Source organism: Symbiobacterium thermophilum IAM 14863 (assembly GCF_000009905.1).
Lineage (GTDB): Bacteria > Bacillota > Sulfobacillia > Symbiobacteriales > Symbiobacteriaceae > Symbiobacterium > Symbiobacterium thermophilum.
The window spans coordinates 2,272,331-2,295,084 of record NC_006177.1; the positions used below are offsets into that span (position 1 = coordinate 2,272,331).

Consider the following 22,754-nt stretch of genomic DNA (forward strand, 5'->3'; position numbering starts at 1 on the left):
GGCGCGCACCGGCGTCTAACAGCCGGAGCTTGTGCACCGGAGCCTGCAGAGCGTAAGCAAAGAACCCCGGAGCGCTCCGGGGTTCTGCGCGTCCCGGGCGGCCGGCAGCCGGCTGCTCCTGGCGCCGCGACCCAGGGGCGAGAGAGATTGCCACGCGGGAACCCTTCACGGCTCGGTTACAATAATCGACATGCAATTTAACGTTAAGGAGGTGGAGCCCATGCCGCGTGCCTCCAACGCACGGCAGAGACGGCCGAGAAAGACCAGGCTCTGGCTGCGCCGGGCGGTCCAGGGCGTAACCCTGCTGGTCGCCGCCTGGCTGCTCTACTGCGCAGGCTCCGCCGTATACCTCTTCTCGTCCCTGCCCGCCGCCGGGCTTCATCCCGGCCGGCCGTCGATGGTCTACGCCTTCGACGGCAGCGAGATCGGACCGCTCACCGGCGACGTCTACCGGGTGCCGGTGGACCTCGGCGAGCTGCCCGAGTACCTCCCCCGGGCCTTCGTCGCCTCGGAGGACAGGCGCTTCTACCAGCACCCCGGCGTCGACCTGCGGGGTATCGCCCGGGCCCTGCTGACCAACCTCCGGGCGCGCAGCATCATCGAGGGCGGCAGCACCATCACCCAGCAGGTGGTGAAGAACACCTTCCTCACCCCGCGCCAGACCCTGACCCGCAAGGTGCAGGAGGCCGTGCTGGCCCTGCTGCTGGAGACCCGGTACGAGAAGGACGAGATCCTGAGCCTGTACCTGAACCAGCTCTACATGGGCCACGGCACCTATGGCGTCGGCGCCGCCGCCCAGATTTACTTCAACAAAGACGCAAGGGATCTGACCCTCGGCGAGGCGGCGACGCTGGCGGGCATCGCCCCCGCCCCGGAAAGCTTCAGCCCGCTGCGGGACCCCGAGGCCGCCCGGGAGCGGCGGGACCTGGTGCTGGACCGGATGGTCGCGGCCGGATATCTGACGCCCGAGGAGGCGGACGCCGAGAAGGCCCGGCCGCTCAACGTGGTGCAGGGCGAACTGGAGCTGAACAACCCCTTTCCCTGGTACATGGACGAGGTCCGGGCGGAGCTGTTGGAACGGTACGGACTGGATCCCCAGGTCGTGGCGCTGATGGGGCTGGAGATCCACACCGGCCTGGACCCGGCGATGCAGCAGGCGGCCGAGGAGCGGCTGGCGGCCCGCATCTTCCCGGCCCACACCCCCGACGGCGTGGAGGCGGCCTTCGCGGCGGTGGACCCCCGCTCGGGCGAGGTGCGGGCCCTGGTGGGCGGCCGCGAGTACCCCCCCGGCGGCGGCCTGAACCGGGCCACCCGGGGCCGCATCTCCCCGGGCTCCACCCTGAAGCCGGTCCTCGTCTACGCGCCGGCCATCGAGTACGAGGGGCTGACGCCGGACAGCATCGTCGTGGACGAACCGTTGGACATCAACGGCTGGCAGCCGCAGAACTGGGACTTCCGGTTCCGGGGCGAGGTGACGCTGCGGGAGGCGGCCCGCCTCTCGCTGAACATCCCGGCCGTCCAGCTCCTGGACCGGGTCGGGGTCGAGCGGGCCAAGGCGTTCGCGGAGCGGCTGGGCATCCGCTTCGCCGAGGCCGACCGCGACCTGACCCTGGCACTGGGGGCCATGGCCGACGGGGTGAGCCCCCTGGAGATGGCGGGGGCGTACCAGGCGTTCGCCAACGGCGGGACCTACCGGGAACCCCACACCATCACCCGCGTGATGGCGACCGGCGCCGAGCTGAAGGGACGGTCCGCGGCCGTGCGGCGGGCCATGCGCCCTGAAACCGCGCACGCAGTCACCGACATCCTGCAGACGGTGGTCACGCAGGGAACCGGCACCGGCGCCCTGATCGGCCGGCCGATGGCGGGCAAGACCGGCTCCGTGGAACTGCCGCCGGACCCGGCCTTCGAGGGGCTCTCCGGCAACAGCGCGGCCTGGTTCGTCGGCTACACGCCCGACGTGGTGGCCTGCGTCTGGGTCGGCTATGACCGGGTGGATCCGGAGCACTACCTGCCCCCGGACGTGAACGGCTCCACCTACCCCACCCTGCTGTGGCGGCAGGTGGTGGGCGCAGCGCTGGCGGGCAGGCCGGTGCTGGACTTCCCCGGCCCCGGCGGCGGCCCGCCCGTGGTGGTGCAGATGCCGGCGCCGCCCGCCGGGCCGGAGGAGCCGGCCGGGCCAGCGGAACCGACCCCGCCCGCCCTGCCGCGCATCGCCGGGCTGACCGCCGCGCCCGGGCCGCAGCCCGGCTCGGTGAACCTGGCGTGGCAGGCCGAGGGCGGCGATGTCCCGACGGAGAACCTCCGGTTCCTGGTCCTGCGGGGGACCGACGCCGACGTGCCGGCGGACGACGCGCACACCCTCGCCACCGTGGCCTCTTCCCCCTACCTGGACGTGCTGACGCAGCCGGGCACTTACTACTACCGGGTCGCCGCCGTCGATGCAGCGACGGGGACCGTCGGCGAGCCCTCGGCGCCGGTTGCCGTGGAGGTCACGCTGGAGGAGCCCGGCGGCCAGGGCCCCGGCGACGGCGCTGAGCCGGGCGACGAACGGGAGCCCGACGACGGCGGTGGGCCCGGCGACGACGGGGGGCCGGCGCTGCCGGGCGAGGACGGTGAACCTGTCGGGGGCGGACCCGCGGACCCGGGGAACGGTGGCCGCCCCGCCGAGGGTGAACCTGACGCACCGGAGCGGGACGACGGTCACCCTGCGCAGGGTGAACCCGACGAACCGGAGGGTGGCAGCCCACCCGCCGAAGGATAGGCCCAGCCCCGCGGATGACGGCTTGCCGCTGACCCTGCAACCCCACCCGGGCGGGGCGGAGGCGCCGGGCGACCCAGCCTGCCGCTTGCTCCCTCCGCCTTCCACAGGATGAACTCCACCACGGAATCCAGCCCCAGTTCAGTCAGGGCGTACGGGTCCACGGCGGGAACCACCCAGGGCGCCTCGGTCAGGTCGACCACCGCTTTGCGCCTTCCGTCCGCTTCCTCCCGGATGCAGACACGGACAGTGCCCGCTCCCCCGGCCGGCGCCTCGTGCACCGGGCCTTCGCCGGCCGCGCGTGCGATGAGCTCGTTCACGTCGAGCGTCACCCTGTCCGCCTCCGCCTGATCCACCGCCGGCCTGTCGGCCGGAGGCGACAGGCCATCCGGCAGCCGGGGCACCCCCGCGATCGCCGCCATGGCGACGAGCAGCCCCACCCCGAGCCACCGCTTCCGCACGCCACCCACCTCTCCCTTGCATTTGGTACGGCAAGTGCGTCTGTTCTATCGTTCCGGCAGATCCGCCGTCAAACCGCGCCGCGGCGGTTGGCGCATCTGGACGACCCCGCGGCGGACAGGCCGAAGGGGGCTGCCGCCCGCAGCAGGACGCATGCGAGCAGGATGCCGAGCCGGCCCCGGCGCATCGTGCCCCCCTTCCCGGCCCGTTGTCGAAGAATTTGGGTCTTTGAAAGGTACACCCCTTCCTAGTTGTGCACGGTTCCGCCGGGGCATCCCCGACCGGCGCGTAACGCGAAAAAGGCCGCCGCCGGTGCGGCGCCTCCTGATGTCCCCGTGTCTCGGGCCTGATGGGCCGGACGGCAATGCGCAAGGCGCGGTGCCCTGCACCGCGCCGCCCCGGCCTCTGCGACAGGCCGGTTCCCTGCCTTCCGTTTGGAGGTGGGTGTGGGATTCGAACCCACGGATAACGGTTTTGCAGACCGCCGCGTTACCCCTTCGCCAACCCACCGGATCTGGTGCGAGGGCCGGGATTCGAACCCGGGACCTCTCGGTTATCAGCCGAGTGCTCTGGCCCACTGAGCTACCCTCGCAGTTCGGCCCCGCCTGTGCGGCGGGGCCGATCCCATTCGCAGGTATTTATGATACCCGATGTGCCGTCACATTACAACCCAGGAATTTTCGCCAGCAATAACTTTCACTAGCCGGACACGGACTGGTGCTGCGGGCGCTGGCGCGGCCGGAGCGAGAGCGACACGCCGGCATACAGCAGCAGGATGCCGGCCGTCTGCGTGAAGGCGAAGATCTGGGAGAACTCCAGCAGGCCGGCCGAGGCGCCGCCGCTGGCGAACATGAACACGCCGCCCGCGATAAGCAGGGCAAACGGCGCCCTCGTGCGCACGAACGACATGATGGCGGTCACCAGGATGAGCATGGCGCCGCAGATGTTCTGCAGCAGGAAAGGCAGCTTGATGGCCCCCGTCGGCGCAGAGCGGAAGGCCTCGCTGGACAGAACGGCAGGACCCATGCCGCCGGTGAGCAGGGTCGCCGCCACCACCCAGGCGGTGGTCACGGCCGCCGTGACCAGGGCGCCCTTGCCGAACTTCTGCGAGATCAGGTACGCGCTGCCGACGCTGAGAAACGCGACGCAGCTGCTGGCCGAAGACCAGTAGAGCCACCAGAGCACCGCCGGCACCTGGCCGGTGAGCTCGTAGACCAGTTCCGGCAGGGCGGCGCAGGCGATGAGGATGAGGCCGACCCCGTACCACAGGGAATGCGGCCGCGGCTTGTTCCGGTAGTGCATCAGGAGCCGCCCGCCCAGCAGCAGCGACAGCACGACCAGGACCGAGTTGGCGATGGTCATCATCTGCAGGACTCCCCTCTCCCCACAGGCATTTCTGATCCTTATGCTTTGGATGTTAGCTTGCCGCGAGGGCGGTGTCAAACCGGCCCTGCCGGTATTTCGACCGGACGCGCCCGCCCGGGAGACTAGGGCCGCCACCCGAGGGCGGCCGCCCGAGGACCCGGGTGCGCATGAAACAGGCCCCGACCGTTGCGGTCGGGGCCTGGCGGTTTCCGCCCATCAGCTGCTCAGTCGGCCTTGTTGATGCGGGCCGGGCCCTTGTCCTCGATCCCGAAGTACGCGGCGAAGACCGCCCGGGCCGACGGGGCCACCCACGAGCCGTGGGCGCCGCCCTCGACGAAGACCGCCACCGCGATCTGGGGATCGTCGATGGGGGCGAAGGCGACCGTGATCGCGTCCGCGTACGCCTTGCCCGTCTCGGCCGAACCGGTCTTGACGGCCACCGGGATCGGGAAGTCCTGGAACACCCAGTAGGCCGTGCCCAGCGGGTGCGCGCCGCCCTTGCGCATGCCCTCGAAGACCTGCCGCCAGGCCTCCTCAGGCGCCTCCACGGTGCCCGCCACCACCGGCTCGTGCCGCCGGACCACCTCGCCGGTGCTGCTGCGGATCTCCTCCACCAGGTAAGGCTCGTACCGCACGCCCCGGTTGGCGATGGTGGAGGCGTACACGGCCAGCTGCAGCGGCGTGACCAGCACGTCGCCCTGGCCGATGGCCACCGAGTAGACGTGGCCGGGCTGCCACCGGTCGCCGTAGGACGCCTGGGTGGGCAGCAGGCCGGGGTCCTCGAACGGCAGGTCAATGCCGGTCCTCTGGCCGAAGCCGAACTGCGTCAGGTACTCGGCCAGGCCGTCGATGCCCAGCCGGTGGCCGATCTCGTAGAAGTACGGGTTGCACGACTGCGCCAGGGCCATGTCCAGGGCCAGGTGCCCCTGGTCCACGGGGTACCAGTTCTTCCGGGTGGGGTCCCGGAAGTACGTGGTGTTGCAGTGCACCGTCTCGTACGGGCCGATCACGCCGGTGCTCACGCCGGCGAGTCCGACGCCCATCTTGTAGGTGCTGCCCGGCGCAAAGCCCTGGATCGACCAGTTGATGAGCGGCGAGCCGGGGATGTTCACGCTCTCGTTGTACTCCTGCGCCGAGAGCCCCACCGTCATCGCCTTGATGAAGAGGTTCGGATCGTAGCTGGGCACCTGGGCCATGGCCAGCACGGCGCCGGTCTTCACGTCCAGCGCGATCAGGGACGCCCGGATCGGCTGGGCCTCCGGATCGTTCTGCGCCTTGATCCACTCCACGTTGCCGGCCAGGGCCTGCTCCGCCGCCCGCTGCAGGTCCAGGTCCAGGGTCAGGGTGAGATCGTACCCCGGCTCCGGGTCGACCTCCTCCACCAGCCCCAGCGGCCGGCCCGCGGGGTCAACCGCCTTCACCCGCTTGCCGGTGCGCCCCTGCAGCACGGCCTCGTAGGCCAGCTCGATGCCGTCCTTGCCGACCACCGAGTCCGGGTGATAGCCCTTGAACTGCTCGCTCTCCAGCTGCTCCTCGGAGATGGGCTGGACGTAGCCGATCACGTTGCCGGCCACCTTGCCGTTGGGGTAACGGCGCACCGACTGGGTGACGATGGTGACCCCGGGGAACTCGTGCTGCCGCTCGATGAACTCGGCCACGGTCTCATGGGAGAGCCCTGACCGGATCACCAGGTCCTCGGCCTGGCGGCCCCACTTCTGATGCAGCCGCACCCGCTCGGTCACATACTCGCTGATCCCCTCGGCCAGGACGGGGTCGCCCTCGGCCAGCAGCTTGCTCAGCTCCGGCAGGATCGCCGCCACGTGGTCGGGATCCTGGTCGTACAGGAGCGCGGCATAGACCGGCTCGCTGGTCGCCAGCGGCCGGCCGTCCCGATCGTAGATGGCGCCCCGCGGCCCGAAGCTGGGCAGCTCGATGTAGTTCTGGGCGATGGCCCGGCTTGTCCAGACCGCCGCCTCCACCACCGTCAGACGGTAGAGCCGGGTGCCCATCACGCCGATCGCCAGGACCACGGCGCCCAGCAGGATGAGCACGCGCTTCTGCTCGCTCCGCACCTCCACCGCCTCCCCGCTGTACTAGGGCAGCCACCCCCACGGATCCACCGGCTCGCCCCAGACGAGGACGGTGAAGTGAAGGTGCGGCCCGGTGGAATTGCCCGTGCTGCCGGAGTAACCGATGATCTCGCCCGTCTCCACCCACTCGCCGACGGAGACGGCGACCTGGCTCAGGTGCGCGTACATGGTCATGATCCCGTCGCCATGGTCCACCTTGACCGCGTAGCCATATCCGCCCAGCCAGCCGGCGGTGGTCACGGTGCCCGACGCCACCGCCGCCACCGGGGTGCCCGTGGGCGCGTCGAGGTCGATGCCGTCGTGCAGGTGCCAGACGCCGGTGACGGGGTGGACCCGCCAGCCGAACCAGTCGGTGACGCCGCCCCAGACCGGCCAGATGTCGAAGGTGCCGGTGGCCGCAGGGGTGCGGGAGCCGCCGCGGCTGGCCACCATGGTGCGCCGCGACGGCGGCGTGCCGCCGGGCACGAACAGGAGGTCGCCCGGCTGCAGGGCGTCGGCGTTCACGTCGGGGTTGGCGGCCACGATCGCGTCGAAGTCGGCGTCGAACGCGTCGGCCACGCCCCACATCGTATCGCCCTCGACCACGGTGTAGACCAGGGCGTCCATGGTCGGGATCAGAAGCTCCTGCCCGATGTGCAGGATGTCATCCGCGTACATGTCGTTGATGTAAAGCAGGGTCTCGGTGGACACGCCGTACCGATGGGCAATGTCCTCAATCGTGTCGCCCTCGACCACGGTGTAGGTGATCACCTTGGGCTTGGACTGCTCTTCCTCCTGTTCCGGTTGGGCCTGCGCCGCGGCGGCCGGAGCCGCCTTCTGCAGGGCGACGGCCTCGGCGCCCACCGGCAGGGCGGGACCGTAGAACCCCTCGGGGATCGCCCCTGCGGTTGCATCGTCAGGCCCGGCCTGATTCGGCGCCGTGGCGGGCGCCGAGTGCGGGCGGGCGGCCACGCCGACGCCGCTGACCACCAGCGCGGCCAGGGCGGTGGCGAATACACGCCGACGTAATGCAGAGGTAGGGAGGTGCAAGAAGGAGCCCTCCTTAGACCGGTCATCTCGCGAGCATCCCGCTCGCGGACACACGGTTTACATTATAACCGTTGACGTAGCCGCGCGGTATGGTCTCTGCAACCCATCTCCATCCTATTGCCGATGGATCGGCTGCAGGTCGGGCCCCACCAGCGCGGTGCCAACCGGCTCGACGGCGATCCGGCCCGCAGACGCCTCCGCCAGCTCCGCTGTCACGCGGTCGCGGTCGGTCTCCAGCACCCGGAAGACGATCACGACCTCCTGGCCGAAGTCGGTCTGCAGGGTCAGCGCCCCGTGCTGCTGCAGCAGGTACTGCACCCTGCCCAGCAGCGCATAGTCCACCCGCACCCGCAGGTCCACGGCGGGGAGCGCCTCGGCCACGCCGGCCGCCTCCACGCCCGCCGCGGCCGCCTGGGAATAGGCGCGCACCAGCCCGCCGGCCCCCAGCAGGATCCCGCCGAAGTAGCGGGTGACCACGATGGCGGTGTCGGACAGCCCCTGCTTCTCCAGGACCTCGAAGATGGGGCGCCCGGCCGTTCCGCTGGGCTCGCCGTCGTCGGACATGCGCTGGACGGCGCCGGCGGTGAAGGCGAAGCAGTTGTGCGTCGCGTCCGAATGGGCCGCGCGGATCTCGTTGATAAAGGCCCATGCCGCCTCCTCCGAGGCGACCGGGGCCACGTGGGCGATGAAGCGCGACTTCTTGATGACGATCTCAGCCTGACCGCGGCCGGCCACCGTGCGATACGACACCCGTTCACCCCTCGCGTTGAGAGTGGACAGGGTACAATTCGAGGAGTGTCCCCCGCACACCTGCCTCAGACTAAAGAAGCAATGGAATCAAAGAAGCCATGGGATCACCTGCGGAGGGATGGCCTTTGCCGGATGCACACGACGGAATCGATCTTTTCCGGGGCGGACAGCTCCTGCGGAACGCCGCCGAGGCGTACGGCCGCGCGCTCACCCCCGAGGAGTACTGGTGGCTGGGCGTCGGGCTGGCCGCCGCGACGCTGGCGGAGCTGGGCGGCCGGGAGTATGCGGCCCGACGCATCCAGCAGCTGCTGGGACGGCTGGGCGGCCCCGGCGACCCGGAGGAGTGGTTCGAGCAGTTCCACAACGAGCTGGCCGCCCTGGACGCCGAGGGACTCCTCTGGCCCCTCTACCAGCGGGACGAACGGGGGAAGATGGCGCGCACCGACGCCGTGGTGGCCGCCGGTTTCGACGCGGACGCCGGCTGGGCCCTGGCGCTCGCCCACCTGGCCATCGCCCGGGCGGTGCTCGAGGAGCGGCAGGAGGCCATCCCCACGCTGGCCGAGGTCATCGCGGACCTCATCGAGGGCGCCCCCGCGGCGGAGCACCTGCCGCGCGTGCAGGCCGCGCTGGGGATGCAGCCGGAGGGCGCGGAAGAGCCGTGACGCCTCAGGGATGCGTCACGGCTCAGGCGTACTTGCAGGCGTACATGCGCTCGTCGGCGCGGTCCAGGAGCTGCTGGAACTCCGACTGCTGGGCGGTGTCGACGCCGATGTCCAGGATCAGGCGGGGCTCGCCCTCCCCCTGCTGCGCGTTCCACTCCGCCACCCGCTCCTGGATCCGGGCGGCGATCCTCTCCGCCTCGGCCCGGGTGGTGTTGGCGAGCACCACCAGGAACTCATCACCGCCGTACCGCACCACCAGGTCCCCGGTGCGCACGCTGCCGCAGATCAGCTCCGCGCACTGCCGCAGGACCCGGTCGCCCGTCAGGTGCCCCCAGCGGTCGTTGACCTCCTTGAACTTGCGCAGGTCGATCAGCAGCACCGAGACCTCGCGCACTTCCCGCATCGCGTGCTGCGACCACTCGTTGAGGTAGTGCCGGTTGTAGACGCCGGTCAGCGCGTCCCGGCGGGCCAGCCGCTCCTCCAGCTGTGCGCGGGAGATGGCATCGGAGACGTGGGCGGCCATGAGTTCCAGGAGGTGCAGGTCGCCGATGGTGTACTGATCCACGCCCGGCCGGTCCACCCGCAGCACGCCGTAGAGCCGGCCGTCGGCGATCAGCGGCACCACCAGGATCGACTCATCCTCGTGCGGCGTGCCGGGCACGTGGGCGGCGCGGGGATCCCGGGCCGCGTCGTTGGTGAGGATGGACTGGCCGTGCTTGGCCACCCACCCGGACAGCCCCACGCCGACCTCGATGGTCGTGTTCATGACCGCCTCCTTCTCCTCAGGCGACAGGGGCGGCTCACTGTACAGGAAGTGCGGGCGGAGCACCTGGGCCTCCTCGTCGAGGAGCAGCACCACGCCCGTCCGGCTGTTCGTCGCGCGCACGATGTGGCGCACGGCCGCCTCCACCACGTCCTGCACCCCGTGCGCCTTCAGCACCGGCAGCAGCTCCATCAGCCGCCGCAGGTGGTCGGTCTGGATCGCCTGCTCGCGGAAGCGCAGGTAGATGGCCCGGATAACCCCGATCACGCCGCTGAGCCCGGAGACCAGGAACAGCAGGGCGGAAGCATCGGCCCCCAGGAACCAGGCGCCGGCCAGGGCCACCGCCAGGATCCATACGTGCGCCATCAGGAACCACTTGCGGAACCGGGCTGCGACCACCGCCGAGAGCAGGAGGAGCAGCAGCGGGCCGAACGGCGAGTCAGGATCGGACCAGAACAGGATCACCGCCAGCCCGTCCAGAGCCAGGAAAGCCCACGGCAGCCAGGGAACGGTCACGTACACGCGCCAGAAGGCGCTGAACGTGAGCACGAAGCCCAGCGCAGCGCCGATTCCGGGTCCCCACCAGGCCAGGGACCACATGGGCGGCCGCCGGGTCAGAAGCCAGCCGGCGAAGGCAGAGGCGACAGCGAACGCCGAAAGCGCGGCCATAAACACCCGCCCGCTCCAGTGCAGGCCGGTGACCGCGCCGACGTCGTTCGGTTGTCTGTGCCCCATGCCGGCACCCCCGATTCCGCGATCGAACTTCCTGCGGGGGATTCGCCGCTCCTGCGCATTTTTCCTGCTGGCGAACAGGGGGCGAACGGTCAAAGCCCGGCCGCGCGGCCGGGCTGAGGCAACGGTCAGGAATTGTCGTCGCGATCAGGGTTGCCGGAGCTGAACGGCCCGGGCGGAATGTCGTCCCTGAGCAGGGGCACGACCTTGCCGGCCCGCCCGCTCCGCTGCGTCAGGCGGGGGGTGGTACGGATCCGTCCGTTCACGAGCTGCTCCAGCCGGTGCACCCGGTAGATCAGGTAGAGCAGGGCAGCGAACTGAAGCAGAAGTAGCAGCCGCAGCGTCTCCACAGCCACATGCCTCCCCGCGCCGGATTTCCTGGTCCCCTTCTGTATTCTATAGACGCTCAGGCGCCGCCTTTCGTTCGCCCGCCTTCCGCGATGGGGCGCAACGGCCGTGCCAGGGCGTCGAGCAGGCAGCGGGTGCACTGGCCCGAGCATCCCGCGGGCGCCGGCAGCGCCTGTCCGCAGCGGAGGCACCGGCCTTCGGCGGGCCCATTCTCGAACCCGCAGCGGGGGCACGGGCGCCGGACGTCGCAGCGGGCCGTGGCCATGGTGATCTCTCCCCTCTTACCAGACGAGGATCCGGTTGAAGAGCCCGCCCAGGAAGATGGCGAGGAAGATGTCCGCCACCCAGATGGCGGCTCCCTGCCGCTTCCCCCGTTCCTTGAACATGATCATGATCGACGCGATGCACGGCGTGAACAGGGTGATGGTCAGCACGGCCACCATCACCTGATGCGGGTTGAGCGCCAGGTCGAACAGCCCGGCTGCGCCGAAGTCCCGCCGGACGAAGCCCATGATGAACGCCTGCGCCGCCTCCCGCGGCAGCCCCAGCCACCCCTCGGTGATCGGCGCCAGCCCGTTGGCCAGCGCAGCCAGGAGGCCGGTCTGCTCCATGACGGAGATCAGCAGCGCCCCGATGACGAAGAAAATCCATGCCTCAGAAACGAAGCCCTTGGTCTTCAGAAAGGTCTTCTGCAGCACGTTCTTGATGCGGGGGAGCCGGAGCGGCGGCAGGTCGATCAGCAGGTCCGACGACTCGCCTGGCAGCAGCCGGTTCAGGACCACGCCGGCGAGGCCGTAGACCAGCAGCAGGACGGCGACGAAGGTGAACAGGTAGGCCGGACCCAGCGGCGCCAGCATGACGGTGATCACCGCCAGCTGGGCCGAACAGGGGATGGCCAGCGAAAGCAGGAACGTGGCGATGGTCCGCTCCCGCTGCGTGCCCATGAGCCGGGTCGTCACGGTCGCCATCGTGACGCAGCCGAACCCGAGGATGGTGGGGATGATGGCCCGGCCGTTCAGGCCGACGAAGTTCATCAGCCGGTCGACCAGCACGGCAATCCGGGGCAGGTAGCCCGAGTCCTCCGCCAGGGCCAGGAACAGGTAAAACCCCAATACCAGCGGCAAGAGGAGCCCCACCAGGTAGGCCACGGTCATCGTGAGCAGGCCGAACTCGCCCACCAGGATCTGGCCGAGGAACGAGTCCACGGGGACGACCCGGCCGACCAGGCCGGTCATCCAGGGCACGTAGTACTCGCCCATCCAGACCCCTTCGGTGACCTCCACCACGTCCTGGGCGACCCATACGCCCAGCACCTGGTACATCAGCAGGAGGAAGAGGGCCAGGAACGCCAGCCCCCCGACGGGATGGAGCATCCAGCGGCTCAACCGCGTGGCCAGGGAAGCGCCGGCCTGGGTCTCGGAGACAACCCGCTCGGCGATCTCGTCCGCCCGGCGCCGGCGGGCCCGGTACATCTCCTCCCGCAGGCCGGGTCCAGGCCGGCCGATGCGCTCGCAGGTCTGCGGGTCGTCCTCCAGCCAGAGCACGCCGTCGACCTGCGGCAGGTCCTCAGGGAGCCGGCTCGCCACCTCCGGCGTGGGCCGGCCGCGGCGTGCCCGCCGGATCGCCTCCTTCAACTCGGCGATCCCCTCGCCCCTCACGGCCACCGTCGGGATCACCTCGACGCCCAGCTCCTCCGCGAGCCGGGCCACGTCGATCTGCAGCCCGTTCGCCCGGGCCTCGTCCATCAGGTTCAGGGCCACCACCGCGGGGAAGCCCATGTCGAGGATCTGCTGGGTCAGGAACAGGTCCCGGTCCAGGTGGGCGGCGTCCACGACGTTGACGACGATGTCGGCCTCGAGAATCATGTCCCGGGCGACCCGCTCCTCCTCGTTGAAGGCGGAGACGCCGTACACGCCCGGGGTGTCGTAGATGCCGAGATCGTCCATGCGGCCGGACGCGATGTCCACCGTGGTTCCGGGGTAGTTGGAGACCTCCACATAAATGCCCGTTAGGGCATGAAAAATCGCGGACTTGCCCACGTTGGGGTTGCCGACCAGCACCACCTTGGGCGCATGGCCGGGCAGCGCGACGCTGGGGCTTGGGCCGTGGCAGGGTGCCTGGGCCATCGCTTATCCCTCCACTAACTCGACTGTAATGCGATGCGCCAGGCTGCGACCCAGGGCCATCTCCTGCTTTCCCTTCCGCACCACCACGGGGCCGCCGGGAAGCACCGTCTGGCAGGACGCGCGGCTGCCCTCGGCGATGCCGAACCGGATGGCAGCCAGCCGGGCGGCGGGGTCGTCGATGCTGCGAATGAGGAACGTCTGTCCGGGCTTCGTCTGATCCAGCGTCATGGGCACCCCTCCGCAAATGAGAATCGTTATCGTCCGCCCCTATTGTCGCAGGTTCACACCTGGACATTCAAGACTCCGAGAGGAGCATTTCCGGCTAGGCTCATCGGGTACAGGCTGTAGATCGCCGGCACCCGGTCTATTCCACCCCGGCCAAAGAGCGCCAACCGCCCGACAGACGGCGGTCGGCAGGGTCCGGCCCGTGCAGTCGCCAATAGTACTTTTGTGCCTCCCGCACATTTCGTTTATTGGACTACAATGTTGAGACGAATGCTTCGTCAGGGGGGGAGAGGCGTGCCGGTCGGCGAAGCGCTGGTTCTGCCCGCGGTTGCGCTGGGCGTGGGCTTCCACCTGGCGGTCAGCTGGGCCCTGCTCTGGCGGTACTACCAGGCCCAGGAGCGCTCTCTGCTCATCTGGGGCCTGGGCTGGCTGGTGCTGACCATCCACGTGCTCGGCATGTTCCTGACGGAGATGGGCGTCCCGGGCGCCTCGCTGCTGCGGGACATCGCCTTCGCGGCGGCCGCGCTGGCCTTCCTGGGCGGCCAGGCGGAGCGCAGCGGCCGCCGGGCCGACGGCCTGCGTCGCATGGCCCTGGTCTGCATGCTCGGCCTCAGCGCCGCCTTCGTCCTGGGCGTGGTCCTGAGCGACCCGGTCGGCGTCACCGCGACCGGCGTGGTGGTCATCGCCCTGGGCGCCTGCGCCTGGCTGGCCTACCCGACCGCCGCCGAAGGGCGCAGCCTCCCGCAGTGGCTGCTCTTCAGCGGCTTTTGCACCGGTGCCCTGCGGGCGGCCGTCGCAGCCCTGCCCATGCCCACGCTGAACCTGGAGATCGTCACCCACGCCCTCTTCTCCCTTCTCTTCTCCGCCGCCGTCACGTGGCAGTCGTGGGAGCACGAGCGGGCCGTCCGGCTCTTCTCCCGCACTCTGGAGCGGCTCAACCGGCCGCTGGGCCTGCAGGCCGCCCTGGATGAGGCCCTGCGGCTCGTGGCGGAGATGCTGAACGTCAAGGAGGGCTGGATCCTCCTGCGCACCGAGGGGCGGGGCGGCGCAGAGGGCGCCTGGACCATCGGCGCCGCCTACGGCTTCCCCGAGTGGGCGCAGGCGGGGGTGCAGGCGCAGCATTTCCCCATCGACCGCTGCCTGTGCCTCCGGCACCTCACGGGCCCGACCCTGGTGACGCAGGTGCGGGACCTGGCCTGCGTCCGGGCCACCGCGGAGGTGGGCCACCCCAGCGGCCGCCACATCACCATCCCCCTGGGGCAGGGCGGCAAGGTGGCCGGCATCATGGTGCTGATGATCCCGCCTTCCCGCTACCTGAGCCCGAGCGACCGGGAGATCCTGACCGCCCTTGGGGAGCAGATCGGCCTGGCCATTGACCGGGCCCGGCTCTACGACCAGCTGGCGGAAAAGGAGCGGCTGCGGGGGAGGCTGCTGGCGCGCCTCATCACTGCGCAGGAGGACGAGCGCCGGCGGATTGCCCGGGAACTGCACGACGAGATCGGACAGGCGCTGACGGCGCTGGTGGTGACGCTGGACTTCCTGGTGCGCCACCCGCTGAGTGAGGAGATGCTGCGGCAGCGGCTCGTCGCGGTCAAGGAGATGGCCGAGACCGGGCTCACCGAGGTGCGGCGCGTGATCCACGAGATGCGGCCCACCGCGCTGGACGATCTGGGCCTGGAGGCGGCGATCCGCTGGCTGGTGCGCCGATACGAGGACGCCGGCCTGAAGATCGACGTGCAGATCGAGGGGCTCGAGGAGCGGCTGCCGGACTACATCGAGATCACGGTCTTCCGCCTCATTCAGGAGGCGTGCACCAACACGGTCAAACACGCCGCCGCCAGTCACATCCGCATTGCCCTCCGTCACCGGGGCAACTGGCTGACCGTCGAGGTGACGGACGACGGCAAGGGGTTCGACATCAAGCGGCGCGGCGAGGGCGTCGGCCTGACCGGCATCCGGGAGCGGGTGAGCCTGGCCGGCGGCAAGCTGACGATCGAATCCGGCCCCGACAGCGGAACTCGGGTGTACGCGGAACTGCCCGTGGAAGGAGCGATGCAGCGTGGCGATACGGGTGCTGATCTGCGACGACCACATGATGGTGCGCGAGGGCGTGCGCATGGTGCTGCAATCTGAGCCGGACCTGGAGCTGGTCGGCGAGGCCGGCCGCGGCGAGGAAGCGGTGGAGCTCACCAAGGCGCTGAAGCCCGACGTGGTCATCATGGACATCTCGCTGCCCGACATGAGCGGCATCGAGGCGACCAGGCTGATCAAGGAGGCCGTCCCGGAGACCCGGGTCATCGGGCTGACGATGCACGAGGAAGAGCCCTTCGTGCTGGAGTTTCTGCGCGCGGGGGCGGACGCGTACATCGTCAAGCGATCTGCGGCGGCCGACCTGGTGGGTGCGATCCGCGCCGTGATGGAGGGCCAGGCCGTGCTGGACCCGGCCGTCACCCGGGCCGTGGTCGAGGGCTATGTCTCCCGGCCGGGCCGGGCCGTCGGCCAGCCGGAGGAGCCCTGCCCGCTCACGCCCCGGGAGCGGGAGATCCTGGTGCTCATCGCCGAGGGGCTCACCAACGCCGAGATCGCCCGCCGGCTGTACATCAGCGAGAAGACCGTGCAGACGCACCGGTCCAACATGCTGGACAAGCTGGGCATCCATGACCGCACCGAGCTGGTGCGGTACGCCATCCGGCAGGGCCTGGTGGAGCCGTAGTCCCGGCCTGCGGATTGACAGAACCCGGGGCCTGTCTTAGAATTCACTTGCACAATCGGTTCCACAGATAGGAGTCGCACATGGACTGGACCACCAGGATCATGGAGGCGTTCGGGTACCCCGGCATCGTCCTCGTCGTCCTCATCGAAAACCTGTTTCCGCCCATACCGTCGGAGATCGTGCTGCCCTTCGCCGGCTTCATGACGACGCAGGGCAGCCTTACGTTGTTCGGCGTCGTGCTGGCGGCGACGGTCGGCTCGGTGCTGGGGGCGGTGGCGCTCTACGGCGTCGGCCTTTGGTTCGGGCGCGACCGCATCTACTGGATCGTGCGCCGGTACGGCCGCTGGCTGACCGTCACGGAGGCGGACGTGCAGCGCACGGAGGACTGGTTCGAGCGCTACGGCATGTGGACCGTCTTCTTCTGCCGCATGGTGCCGATCATGCGCAGCCTCATCTCGATCCCGGCCGGCCTGGTGCGCATGAACATGGGGCTGTTCGTCGTCTACACGGCCATCGGTTCGGCCGTCTGGAACCTGGTGCTGGTCGGACTGGGGGCGGCGCTGGGCGCCACCTGGGACCGGGTGTCCCACTGGGTCAGCATCTACCAGGACGTGGTGATCGCCGTCCTGCTCCTGGGCGCGGCCGCCTTCCTCCTCTACCGGCTGCTGCGCAGGCGGAAGTAGGGCGGAGAAGACGTCCCCCAATGCCCGGAGCCGGTGCCGCGCATGCGGCACCGGCTCCTTTCGTGTTGCCCTCTGCGCTTCAGCGCCTGCGGCGGGACGGCCCCGACCGCAGAACCAGCTCGACGCTGCCGTCTTCGCCCACTTCCGGTGTGTAGCGGTTCCCCTCGGAATCGCTCACCTGGAGCCGCTCGATGTACCAGGGCCCCCGGCTCTCGACCAGGGCCTGGAGCTTGCTCACCACGTCCTCCCGGCTGATGGCGAGCGTCTTGCCGCCTCCATGCTCCATGATCGACCAAACGTCCACCGGAACTCCCCCTTTCCCCACAGATCCGGCCCGGCCTGTTGGAGCGCGCTCCCCCCGGCCGGCCTGCGGTATACACGCGCTGCGGCTGGGCGCCGACGCGGGACCGGCTGCGGCACCGGTCGCGCCGTCGGCGCGAACCCTCCGCACCGCAGTGCGACGGATGACCTTCCTATCTTACACCAGTTGCGGTGGCAGGCACAACCCTGAGCCGCACCGCACCCACGTCGGGAGACGTCTCAACGATTAGGAGGTGTGGGCAGTGGTCCTCGTCATCGGCGGCGATCACCTGGGCTCCATCGACGAACACCTGCGCCGGCTCGGCTACCGGTCCGTGAAGCACGTCACGGGGCGGAGCGAGCGGCGCGTCGAGATCCCGTCCGGCACGGAGCTGGTCGTCGTGCTGATCGATTACGTCAACCACAACCTCGCCAGGTGGGTCAAACAGCAGGCCAAGGCGCGGGGGCTGCCGATCATCTTCTCCCGCCGCTCCTGGAGTTCCATCTGCGCCTCGCTCCGGAACTGCGAGGACTGCCCGCACCGCAAGGGCTGTCTGGACTCCTCCGCCGCCTCATGACGCGATCGAGGCCGCCATCCGGGATCGGGTGGCGGCCTTTTCGTCTGTCCGGCCAACGGGTTCCTCAGGCGGTCCCCTGCCGCTGCACGTGCTCGACGGCGTTCATGAACGTCTGCAGGACCTTGGGGTCGAACATCTCCCGCATCGGCCCCGCCATCGTGGCCAGCGCCTCCGTGGGGTGGATCCCCTCCCGGTAGACGCGGTCGGCGGTGAGGGCGTCGTACACGTCGGCTACCGTGCAGATGCGGGCGTAGAGATGGATCTGTTCGCCGGCCAGCCCCATCGGGTATCCCCTGCCGTCCCAGCGCTCGTGGTGCTGAAGCGCCACCAGCGCCACCTCGGGCGGCAGGTCCGGCTGCTCCCTGAGCAACACCCAGCCCAGGGTCGTGTGCCGCTTCATGACCTCGAGCTCCTCGGGCGTCAGCCTGTCGGGCTTGTTGAGGATCGCCGTCGGAATGCCGACCTTGCCCAGGTCGTGGAGCAGCGCGCCCATCGCCAGGTCGACCAGGGCGCTGCCCTGCAGCCCCATCGCCCGGCCGATCATGGTGGAGAGGAGACACACTTCCACCGAATGCAGCAATGTGTACTCATCGGCCTGCCTGAGCTCCTGCAGGGGCAGCGCCGCGGCCGGGTGGGTGAGGACCTCGCGCACGACGCCCACCACCGCCCGGCGGATACCGCTGGTGTCCAGCTCCAGCTCCGGCAGACGCACGGTGGCGGTGGCCTGCTCCATCGTCCGTCGCAGGCCGTCCGTGAACTGCCTGAGCTCCTGGGTCACCTCGCGCCGGAGACGCAGAGAAAGCTCCGGCGCCGGCTTGGGCGGCGACGTGTCCGGCACGTAAACCGCCTCGACGCCGTGCTGCCTGAGCTGCCAGATGTAGTTGCGGTTGAGTCGCACTCCGGTCGAAAGCAGGACTCGGCCGTCCTCGCTCAGCACGTCCCTCGCCAGAAGATCACCGGGCTGCAGCTCGGCTACCGGTACCCGTCGGACCTTCGCCACAGTGCGTTCCTCCCCGGGGCGGGCGGCTAAACAGCCATCTCCCTCATGTACTGATCAGCGTCTTCGTGGACTTCGCGGATGATCTCCACGTGCCGCTCCCGGAACAGATCGATCTCATAGGGCTGCGGCGTGGGGGACCCGTCGGGCTCCAGCAGCACCCGTACCCGGGGCCGGTCGGCCCGTCCGCGCTCAGCGGCCACCACCACGGCCTTCCGCCCGCCGGTCAGCTCCACCATCGAGCCCACCGGCCAGGGCGCGATGCAGTTGAGGAACGCGAGCAGGAAGTGGGGATCGAAGAATCCGTGCATGGGGCCCGACAGCGATTCCAGCGCCATGGCGGGGCTGAGCCCCTTCCGGTAGATGCGGTCCGACGTCATCGCGTCGTAGCAGTCGACGATGGCGCACACCCGGGCATACCGGTAGATCTGGTTGTCGCGCAGGTTGTGCGGGTACCCGCCCCCGGCCCAGCGCTCGTGGTGCTGAAGCGCGACCACGGCCGCGGTGGGCGGGATCTCGGGCTGGTTCTTCAGGAGCTCCCAGCCCAGCACCGTGTGCCGCTTCATGATCTCCGCCTCTTCGGGCGTGAGCCGGTCGGGTTTGTTGAGGATCTCCGGCGGGATCGCCACCTTGCCGATGTCGTGCAGGAGCGTTCCCAGGGCGAGATCCCGCAGGTCGTCCAGTGAAAACCCCAGCTCGATGCCGAGCAGGGTGGACAGGATGCAGACATTGACGGAGTGGCTGAGCGTGTACTGGTCGGCAGACCGGATGTCCACCAGGCTGACGGCCACCTTGGGGTTGCTGAGCAGTTCCGCGATGATCTGGTCGATCGTCTGCTTCAGGCCGTCGGTGCGGATGGTGGGCGAGAAGTGGCGAAGGCCGGCGTGGGTCGCCTCGGCGAGGGCCGCCCGCACCTCCTCCATCGTCCTCTGCATCTGGTCCTTCAACTGGATCCGGGTCTCATCGGATACGACGTCCAGCGGCTCGACGTCAGGCGCCAGCTCGTTGACGATGTACACGGTGGTGATGCCGTACGAAAGCAAGGGCCCGATGAAGGACTCCCTCAGCACCGTTCCCGCTTGCAGCAACACCTGGCCATTCGCAGAAAAGATCGTCTTCCCCAGTCTCATGCCGGCGCGGATGTCGGTCGTCGGGACCCGGTACAAAGTGTACACCTCCGGGTTGGAAGGACAGATGAGCGCCGCATCGCGGAGGATGCACGGTCCGCCTCCCCTGTTACGCACACACCAAAGGTACAAACATTAATGTATGGGTTATACACAATAGCGACCTAATCCTTCTCCAACCCGGACCTTCATCGATTGGTTTTCCGTTTTTTGATATGTTGACTCCCTATAACTGTAAGTTCCCGCCGCCCTCTCTCAAAGGGCCGGCGCAAGCGCCGCCAGCCGCCCGACGCAGTCCATCCAGCCGTCCCGGTGGTTTTCCGCCACCCCGGGGGCCGCAAACCCCTCGTGTCGCAGGATCAGCTCGGTCCCGCCGTCGACCTCCCGCAGGAACAGCGAGACCACCGTCTCCTCCCCGGCGGGGTCGCCCTCCCAGGCGAAGGTGAAGACGAGTCGCTCCGGCGGGACGATCTCCCGGTACGTCCCCACGCACACCAGGTCGCCCCAGCCCAACCGCATCGACAGCCGGTAACGGCCGCCCACCCGCAAGTCCACCTCCGCCCGGGCCTCCGGCCCCTACCAGCGCACCAGCAAGTCCACCTCCGCCCGGGCCTCCGGCCCCTACCAGCGCACCAGCAAGTCCACCTCCGCCCGGGCCTCCGGCCCCTACCAGCACACCAGCAAGTCCACCTCCGCCCGGGCCTCCGGCCCCTACCAGCGCACCAGCAAGTCCACCTCCGCCCGGGCCTCCGGTCCCCACCAGCGCACCAGCAGGTCCGGCTCCGTCCAGTCGGCGAACACCCGCTCCCGGGGCGCCTTCAGGCGCATCTGAACCGGTTCCATCTCCATCGTTCCATCCCCCTCCTGCAGCGTGCATGCACGGCAAGCGGCTACGCCGGCCGCCCCATCTCCAGGGCCAGGGCCACCAGCCAGTCGTGCCAGCCCAGGTGGTTGTCGATGGACTCCCAGCCCAGCCCCTCCTCCCGCACGGTCACCCGCGTGCGCCCGTCGGGCAGCGGATCGATCCGCCACGTGACCGTCGTGGCCGGCTGGTCCGCCGCGAACACGCAGACCAGCAGCCGCCCCTCCTCCCGCCGCAGCTCCGGACCCAGGGCAACCCCGAGCCACCGGTCCCTCAACACCGGGTCCACCAGGGCGGCCCACACCCGCTCCGGGGGCGCGTCGATCTCCACGGACCGCTCCACCACGGCTCCGAAGGGCGGCCGGAAGGCGAAACGCGGCAGCGCCGCGGCCCGCTCCACCCAGCCCTGCAGCAGCCGGAGCCAGAGGACCCAGACGCACTGCCAGGTCTGCTCCGGCCAGCGGGCCGGCAGCGCGTCCTCCGGGATGCCCCGGTGATGGACGGTGACCCGGGTGCACCCGGCCCCGGCGTGGCCCACCCCCGTTCCCGACCCGACTGTGCGTCCCTCCCGGGTCAGCTGGTCCGATGAGCCGCCCTCTCCGGTCACCGGATCCAGCACGATCTCGACCACCGATACCCACCCCCCGAGCGGCCACTCGAACCGGAAGCCCCGATCGCCGTTCTCCAGCAGCCGGCCGCCGAGGGATCCCGTAGGCACACTTTCCCCGCGAAGGCGATAGACCGAGTCGCTGACCTCGGCCGCGGCGCCGCTCCAGACGGCGAGCTCCGCCGGGTCCGTCAGCGCCCGCCGCACGCGCTCAGGAGCCGCGGCGATCTGTCGGGATGCCCGAACCTCCATCTGTCTGCTCCCCCTCTCCTCGCCAGTCTTCGGACTCCACCAGCCGCTTCAGGCCGGCCAGGCGGTCGTCCCAGAACCGCTGATAGTGCGACAGCCAGCCCTCCCACAGCTCCCGAAGCGGTTCCGGCTCGAGCCGGTAGATCCGCCTCCTTCCCTCCCGCCGCTCCCGCACGAGCCCGGCCTCCCGCAGGACGGCCAGGTGCTGGGACACGGCCGGGCGGGAGATGTCGGGAAAATGCCTGGCAATTTCTCCCGCCGCCAGGTCGCTTTGCGCCAGCAGGTCCAGGATGCGGCGGCGGGTCGGGTCGGCCAGGGCCTGCAGCACCCGCTCCATCCGCCTCACCCCCATATGTAAGTCGATACTTACGTATCAGAGTGTATAAGACACCGAATCCTCTGTCAACATGCATTCGCGTCAACACGTTGGGCAAGGGCAGGCGTGAGACCGGGGCCGGGGTGATACCCCGCAGGCACGACGGGAACGAATGTGCACTTTCTTCGAGTCCTTGCGCAGCGGGCGTTTCCGGGCGCGCGGGACGGGAAAAGCCCAGGAGGCGCGGGCTTCACGAAAGTGCACATTCGCATCAACGGCGGGGTTCATGGCCCCTGCGTGAACGTGTTCGAGGACCGCGCTTCGATCGGGGTCGTGCCGCGGCAACGAATGTGCACGTTCTTCGTGTCCTTGTGCAACAAGCGTTTCCGGGCTCGCGGGACGGGAAGAGCCCATGGGGCGCGGGCTTCACGAAAGTGCACATTCGCATCAACGGCGGGGTTCAGGACCCCTGGGTGAAGGTGTTCGGGGCCCGAGCTTTGGCCGGGGGCGTGCCGCAGCAACGAATGTGCACTTTCTTCGAGTCCTTGCGCAGCGGGCGTTTCCGGGCGCGCGGGGCGGGAAAAGCCCAGGAGGCGCGGGATTCACGAAAGTGCACATTCGCGTCAACGGCGGGGTTCATGGCCCCTGCGTGAACGTGTCGAGGACCGCGCTTCGATCGGGGTCGTGCCGCGGCAACGAATGTGCACTTTCGTCGAGTCCTTACGCAGCAAGCGTGTCCGGGCTCGCGGGGCGGGAGAAGCCCATGGGGCGCGGGCTTCACGAAAGTGCACATTCGCATCAACGGCGGGGTTCACGGCCCCCGCGGGAACGTATTCGAGGACCGAGCTTCGGTCCGGGTCGTGCCGCAGCAACGAATGTGCACTTTCTTCGGATCCTTGCGCAGCAAGCGTGTCCAGGCTCGCGGGACGGGAAAAGCCCATGGGGCGCGGGTTTCACGAAAGTGCACATTCGCATCAACGGCAGGGCGGGAAAAGCCGGAATCAGGTATCCG

Annotated in this window: 22 protein-coding genes and 2 tRNA genes; 6 read left to right on the top strand and 18 right to left on the bottom strand. The window is 69.5% G+C overall.

What is annotated here, in order from left to right:
- Window positions 1-220: 220 nt before the first annotated feature.
- A complete protein-coding gene (locus STH_RS10670; protein WP_050742236.1) occupies window positions 221-2,764 on the top strand; it encodes a PBP1A family penicillin-binding protein in 2,544 nt (847 codons plus the stop codon).
- On the opposite strand, the gene STH_RS10675 is transcribed toward STH_RS10670, so the two are convergent.
- The 7 genes from STH_RS10675 to STH_RS10705 form a co-directional block, all read right to left on the bottom strand.
- Entirely contained in the window at window positions 2,704-3,222 is a 519-nt protein-coding gene (locus STH_RS10675) for a hypothetical protein (RefSeq protein ID WP_043713912.1), read from the bottom strand. The two genes, STH_RS10670 and STH_RS10675, sit on opposite strands and share 61 nt — an antisense overlap.
- Window positions 3,223-3,655: 433 nt before the next feature.
- A tRNA-Cys gene (locus tag STH_RS10680) sits at window positions 3,656-3,730 on the bottom strand.
- Between the two features lie 5 nt (window positions 3,731-3,735).
- Window positions 3,736-3,812 (bottom strand) — tRNA-Ile (locus STH_RS10685).
- Between the two features lie 107 nt (window positions 3,813-3,919).
- Window positions 3,920-4,585, bottom strand: coding sequence for a hypothetical protein (locus tag STH_RS10690; RefSeq protein ID WP_043713913.1), 666 nt, complete (start codon window positions 4,583-4,585; stop codon window positions 3,920-3,922).
- A 224-nt stretch (window positions 4,586-4,809) separates the two neighbouring features.
- Window positions 4,810-6,657 (bottom strand): penicillin-binding protein 2, encoded by a 1,848-nt coding sequence (mrdA, locus tag STH_RS10695; protein WP_043713914.1) that lies wholly within the window; start codon window positions 6,655-6,657, stop codon window positions 4,810-4,812.
- Between the two features lie 21 nt (window positions 6,658-6,678).
- Complete coding sequence (locus STH_RS10700) at window positions 6,679-7,704, bottom strand: M23 family metallopeptidase (protein WP_011196257.1); 1,026 nt, start codon at window positions 7,702-7,704, stop codon at window positions 6,679-6,681.
- Window positions 7,705-7,818: 114 nt separating this feature from the next.
- Entirely contained in the window at window positions 7,819-8,454 is a 636-nt protein-coding gene (locus STH_RS10705) for a YigZ family protein (protein WP_043713915.1), read from the bottom strand.
- Between the two features lie 125 nt (window positions 8,455-8,579).
- Here STH_RS10705 and STH_RS10710 point away from each other — a divergent pair, with 125 nt between their 5' ends.
- Window positions 8,580-9,116: a hypothetical protein gene (locus STH_RS10710; RefSeq protein ID WP_043713916.1), complete on the top strand. Its 537-nt coding sequence runs from the start codon at window positions 8,580-8,582 to the stop codon at window positions 9,114-9,116.
- Between the two features lie 22 nt (window positions 9,117-9,138).
- On the opposite strand, the gene STH_RS17330 is transcribed toward STH_RS10710, so the two are convergent.
- The 4 genes from STH_RS17330 to STH_RS10730 form a co-directional block, all read right to left on the bottom strand.
- Complete coding sequence (locus STH_RS17330) at window positions 9,139-10,614, bottom strand: sensor domain-containing diguanylate cyclase (RefSeq protein WP_011196260.1); 1,476 nt, start codon at window positions 10,612-10,614, stop codon at window positions 9,139-9,141.
- Between the two features lie 125 nt (window positions 10,615-10,739).
- Window positions 10,740-10,961 (bottom strand): hypothetical protein, encoded by a 222-nt coding sequence (locus STH_RS10720; RefSeq protein ID WP_043713917.1) that lies wholly within the window; start codon window positions 10,959-10,961, stop codon window positions 10,740-10,742.
- Between the two features lie 279 nt (window positions 10,962-11,240).
- A complete protein-coding gene (feoB, locus tag STH_RS10725; protein ID WP_050742237.1) occupies window positions 11,241-13,085 on the bottom strand; it encodes a ferrous iron transport protein B in 1,845 nt (614 codons plus the stop codon).
- A 3-nt stretch (window positions 13,086-13,088) separates the two neighbouring features.
- Window positions 13,089-13,313, bottom strand: coding sequence for a FeoA family protein (locus STH_RS10730; RefSeq protein ID WP_011196263.1), 225 nt, complete (start codon window positions 13,311-13,313; stop codon window positions 13,089-13,091).
- Window positions 13,314-13,604: 291 nt separating this feature from the next.
- Here STH_RS10730 and STH_RS17335 point away from each other — a divergent pair, with 291 nt between their 5' ends.
- From STH_RS17335 to STH_RS10745, 3 genes are all read left to right on the top strand, one after another.
- Window positions 13,605-15,443: a GAF domain-containing sensor histidine kinase gene (locus tag STH_RS17335; RefSeq protein WP_050742238.1), complete on the top strand. Its 1,839-nt coding sequence runs from the start codon at window positions 13,605-13,607 to the stop codon at window positions 15,441-15,443.
- Window positions 15,370-16,023 (top strand): response regulator, encoded by a 654-nt coding sequence (locus tag STH_RS10740; RefSeq protein WP_043715648.1) that lies wholly within the window; start codon window positions 15,370-15,372, stop codon window positions 16,021-16,023. Before STH_RS17335 ends, STH_RS10740 begins: the two co-directional genes overlap by 74 nt.
- An 80-nt stretch (window positions 16,024-16,103) precedes the next feature.
- Window positions 16,104-16,706: a DedA family protein gene (locus tag STH_RS10745; protein ID WP_011196266.1), complete on the top strand. Its 603-nt coding sequence runs from the start codon at window positions 16,104-16,106 to the stop codon at window positions 16,704-16,706.
- A gap of 79 nt (window positions 16,707-16,785) precedes the next feature.
- On the opposite strand, the gene STH_RS10750 is transcribed toward STH_RS10745, so the two are convergent.
- Window positions 16,786-17,010 (bottom strand): hypothetical protein, encoded by a 225-nt coding sequence (locus STH_RS10750; RefSeq protein ID WP_043713918.1) that lies wholly within the window; start codon window positions 17,008-17,010, stop codon window positions 16,786-16,788.
- A 259-nt stretch (window positions 17,011-17,269) separates the two neighbouring features.
- Here STH_RS10750 and STH_RS10755 point away from each other — a divergent pair, with 259 nt between their 5' ends.
- Window positions 17,270-17,584: a DUF2325 domain-containing protein gene (locus tag STH_RS10755; RefSeq protein WP_011196268.1), complete on the top strand. Its 315-nt coding sequence runs from the start codon at window positions 17,270-17,272 to the stop codon at window positions 17,582-17,584.
- Window positions 17,585-17,648: 64 nt separating this feature from the next.
- On the opposite strand, the gene STH_RS10760 is transcribed toward STH_RS10755, so the two are convergent.
- The 6 genes from STH_RS10760 to STH_RS10780 all read right to left on the bottom strand — a co-directional run bounded on the left by STH_RS10760 (window position 17,649) and on the right by STH_RS10780 (window position 21,763).
- Entirely contained in the window at window positions 17,649-18,584 is a 936-nt protein-coding gene (locus tag STH_RS10760; RefSeq protein ID WP_011196269.1) for an HD-GYP domain-containing protein, read from the bottom strand.
- A 26-nt stretch (window positions 18,585-18,610) separates the two neighbouring features.
- Window positions 18,611-19,747, bottom strand: a complete 1,137-nt coding sequence (locus STH_RS10765) for an HD-GYP domain-containing protein (protein WP_043713920.1) — start codon at window positions 19,745-19,747, stop codon at window positions 18,611-18,613.
- 216 nt (window positions 19,748-19,963) lie between these two features.
- Entirely contained in the window at window positions 19,964-20,263 is a 300-nt protein-coding gene (locus tag STH_RS10770) for an SRPBCC family protein (RefSeq protein WP_011196271.1), read from the bottom strand.
- Between the two features lie 156 nt (window positions 20,264-20,419).
- Window positions 20,420-20,557: an SRPBCC domain-containing protein gene (locus STH_RS18845; protein WP_011196272.1), complete on the bottom strand. Its 138-nt coding sequence runs from the start codon at window positions 20,555-20,557 to the stop codon at window positions 20,420-20,422.
- A gap of 41 nt (window positions 20,558-20,598) precedes the next feature.
- Window positions 20,599-21,429: an SRPBCC family protein gene (locus STH_RS10775; RefSeq protein ID WP_043713921.1), complete on the bottom strand. Its 831-nt coding sequence runs from the start codon at window positions 21,427-21,429 to the stop codon at window positions 20,599-20,601.
- Window positions 21,389-21,763 (bottom strand): metalloregulator ArsR/SmtB family transcription factor, encoded by a 375-nt coding sequence (locus tag STH_RS10780; protein ID WP_197525160.1) that lies wholly within the window; start codon window positions 21,761-21,763, stop codon window positions 21,389-21,391. The genes STH_RS10775 and STH_RS10780 overlap by 41 nt, the downstream gene beginning before the upstream one ends.
- Window positions 21,764-22,754: the final 991 nt, after the last annotated feature.

What these genes read in the sequence shown, in the direction of transcription:
- STH_RS10670 (WP_050742236.1), top strand. Translation starts at nt 221, where the DNA reads ATGCCGCGTGCCTCCAACGCACGGCAGAGACGGCCGAGAAAGACCAGG.
- STH_RS10690 (WP_043713913.1), bottom strand. Translation starts at nt 4,585, where the DNA reads ATGATGACCATCGCCAACTCGGTCCTGGTCGTGCTGTCGCTGCTGCTG.
- STH_RS17330 (WP_011196260.1), bottom strand. Translation starts at nt 10,614, where the DNA reads ATGGGGCACAGACAACCGAACGACGTCGGCGCGGTCACCGGCCTGCAC.
- feoB (WP_050742237.1), bottom strand. Translation starts at nt 13,085, where the DNA reads ATGGCCCAGGCACCCTGCCACGGCCCAAGCCCCAGCGTCGCGCTGCCC.
- STH_RS10730 (WP_011196263.1), bottom strand. Translation starts at nt 13,313, where the DNA reads ATGACGCTGGATCAGACGAAGCCCGGACAGACGTTCCTCATTCGCAGC.
- STH_RS10745 (WP_011196266.1), top strand. Translation starts at nt 16,104, where the DNA reads ATGGACTGGACCACCAGGATCATGGAGGCGTTCGGGTACCCCGGCATC.
- STH_RS18845 (WP_011196272.1), bottom strand. Translation starts at nt 20,557, where the DNA reads ATGGAGATGGAACCGGTTCAGATGCGCCTGAAGGCGCCCCGGGAGCGG.
- STH_RS10775 (WP_043713921.1), bottom strand. Translation starts at nt 21,429, where the DNA reads ATGGAGGTTCGGGCATCCCGACAGATCGCCGCGGCTCCTGAGCGCGTG.
- STH_RS10780 (WP_197525160.1), bottom strand. Translation starts at nt 21,763, where the DNA reads ATGGAGCGGGTGCTGCAGGCCCTGGCCGACCCGACCCGCCGCCGCATC.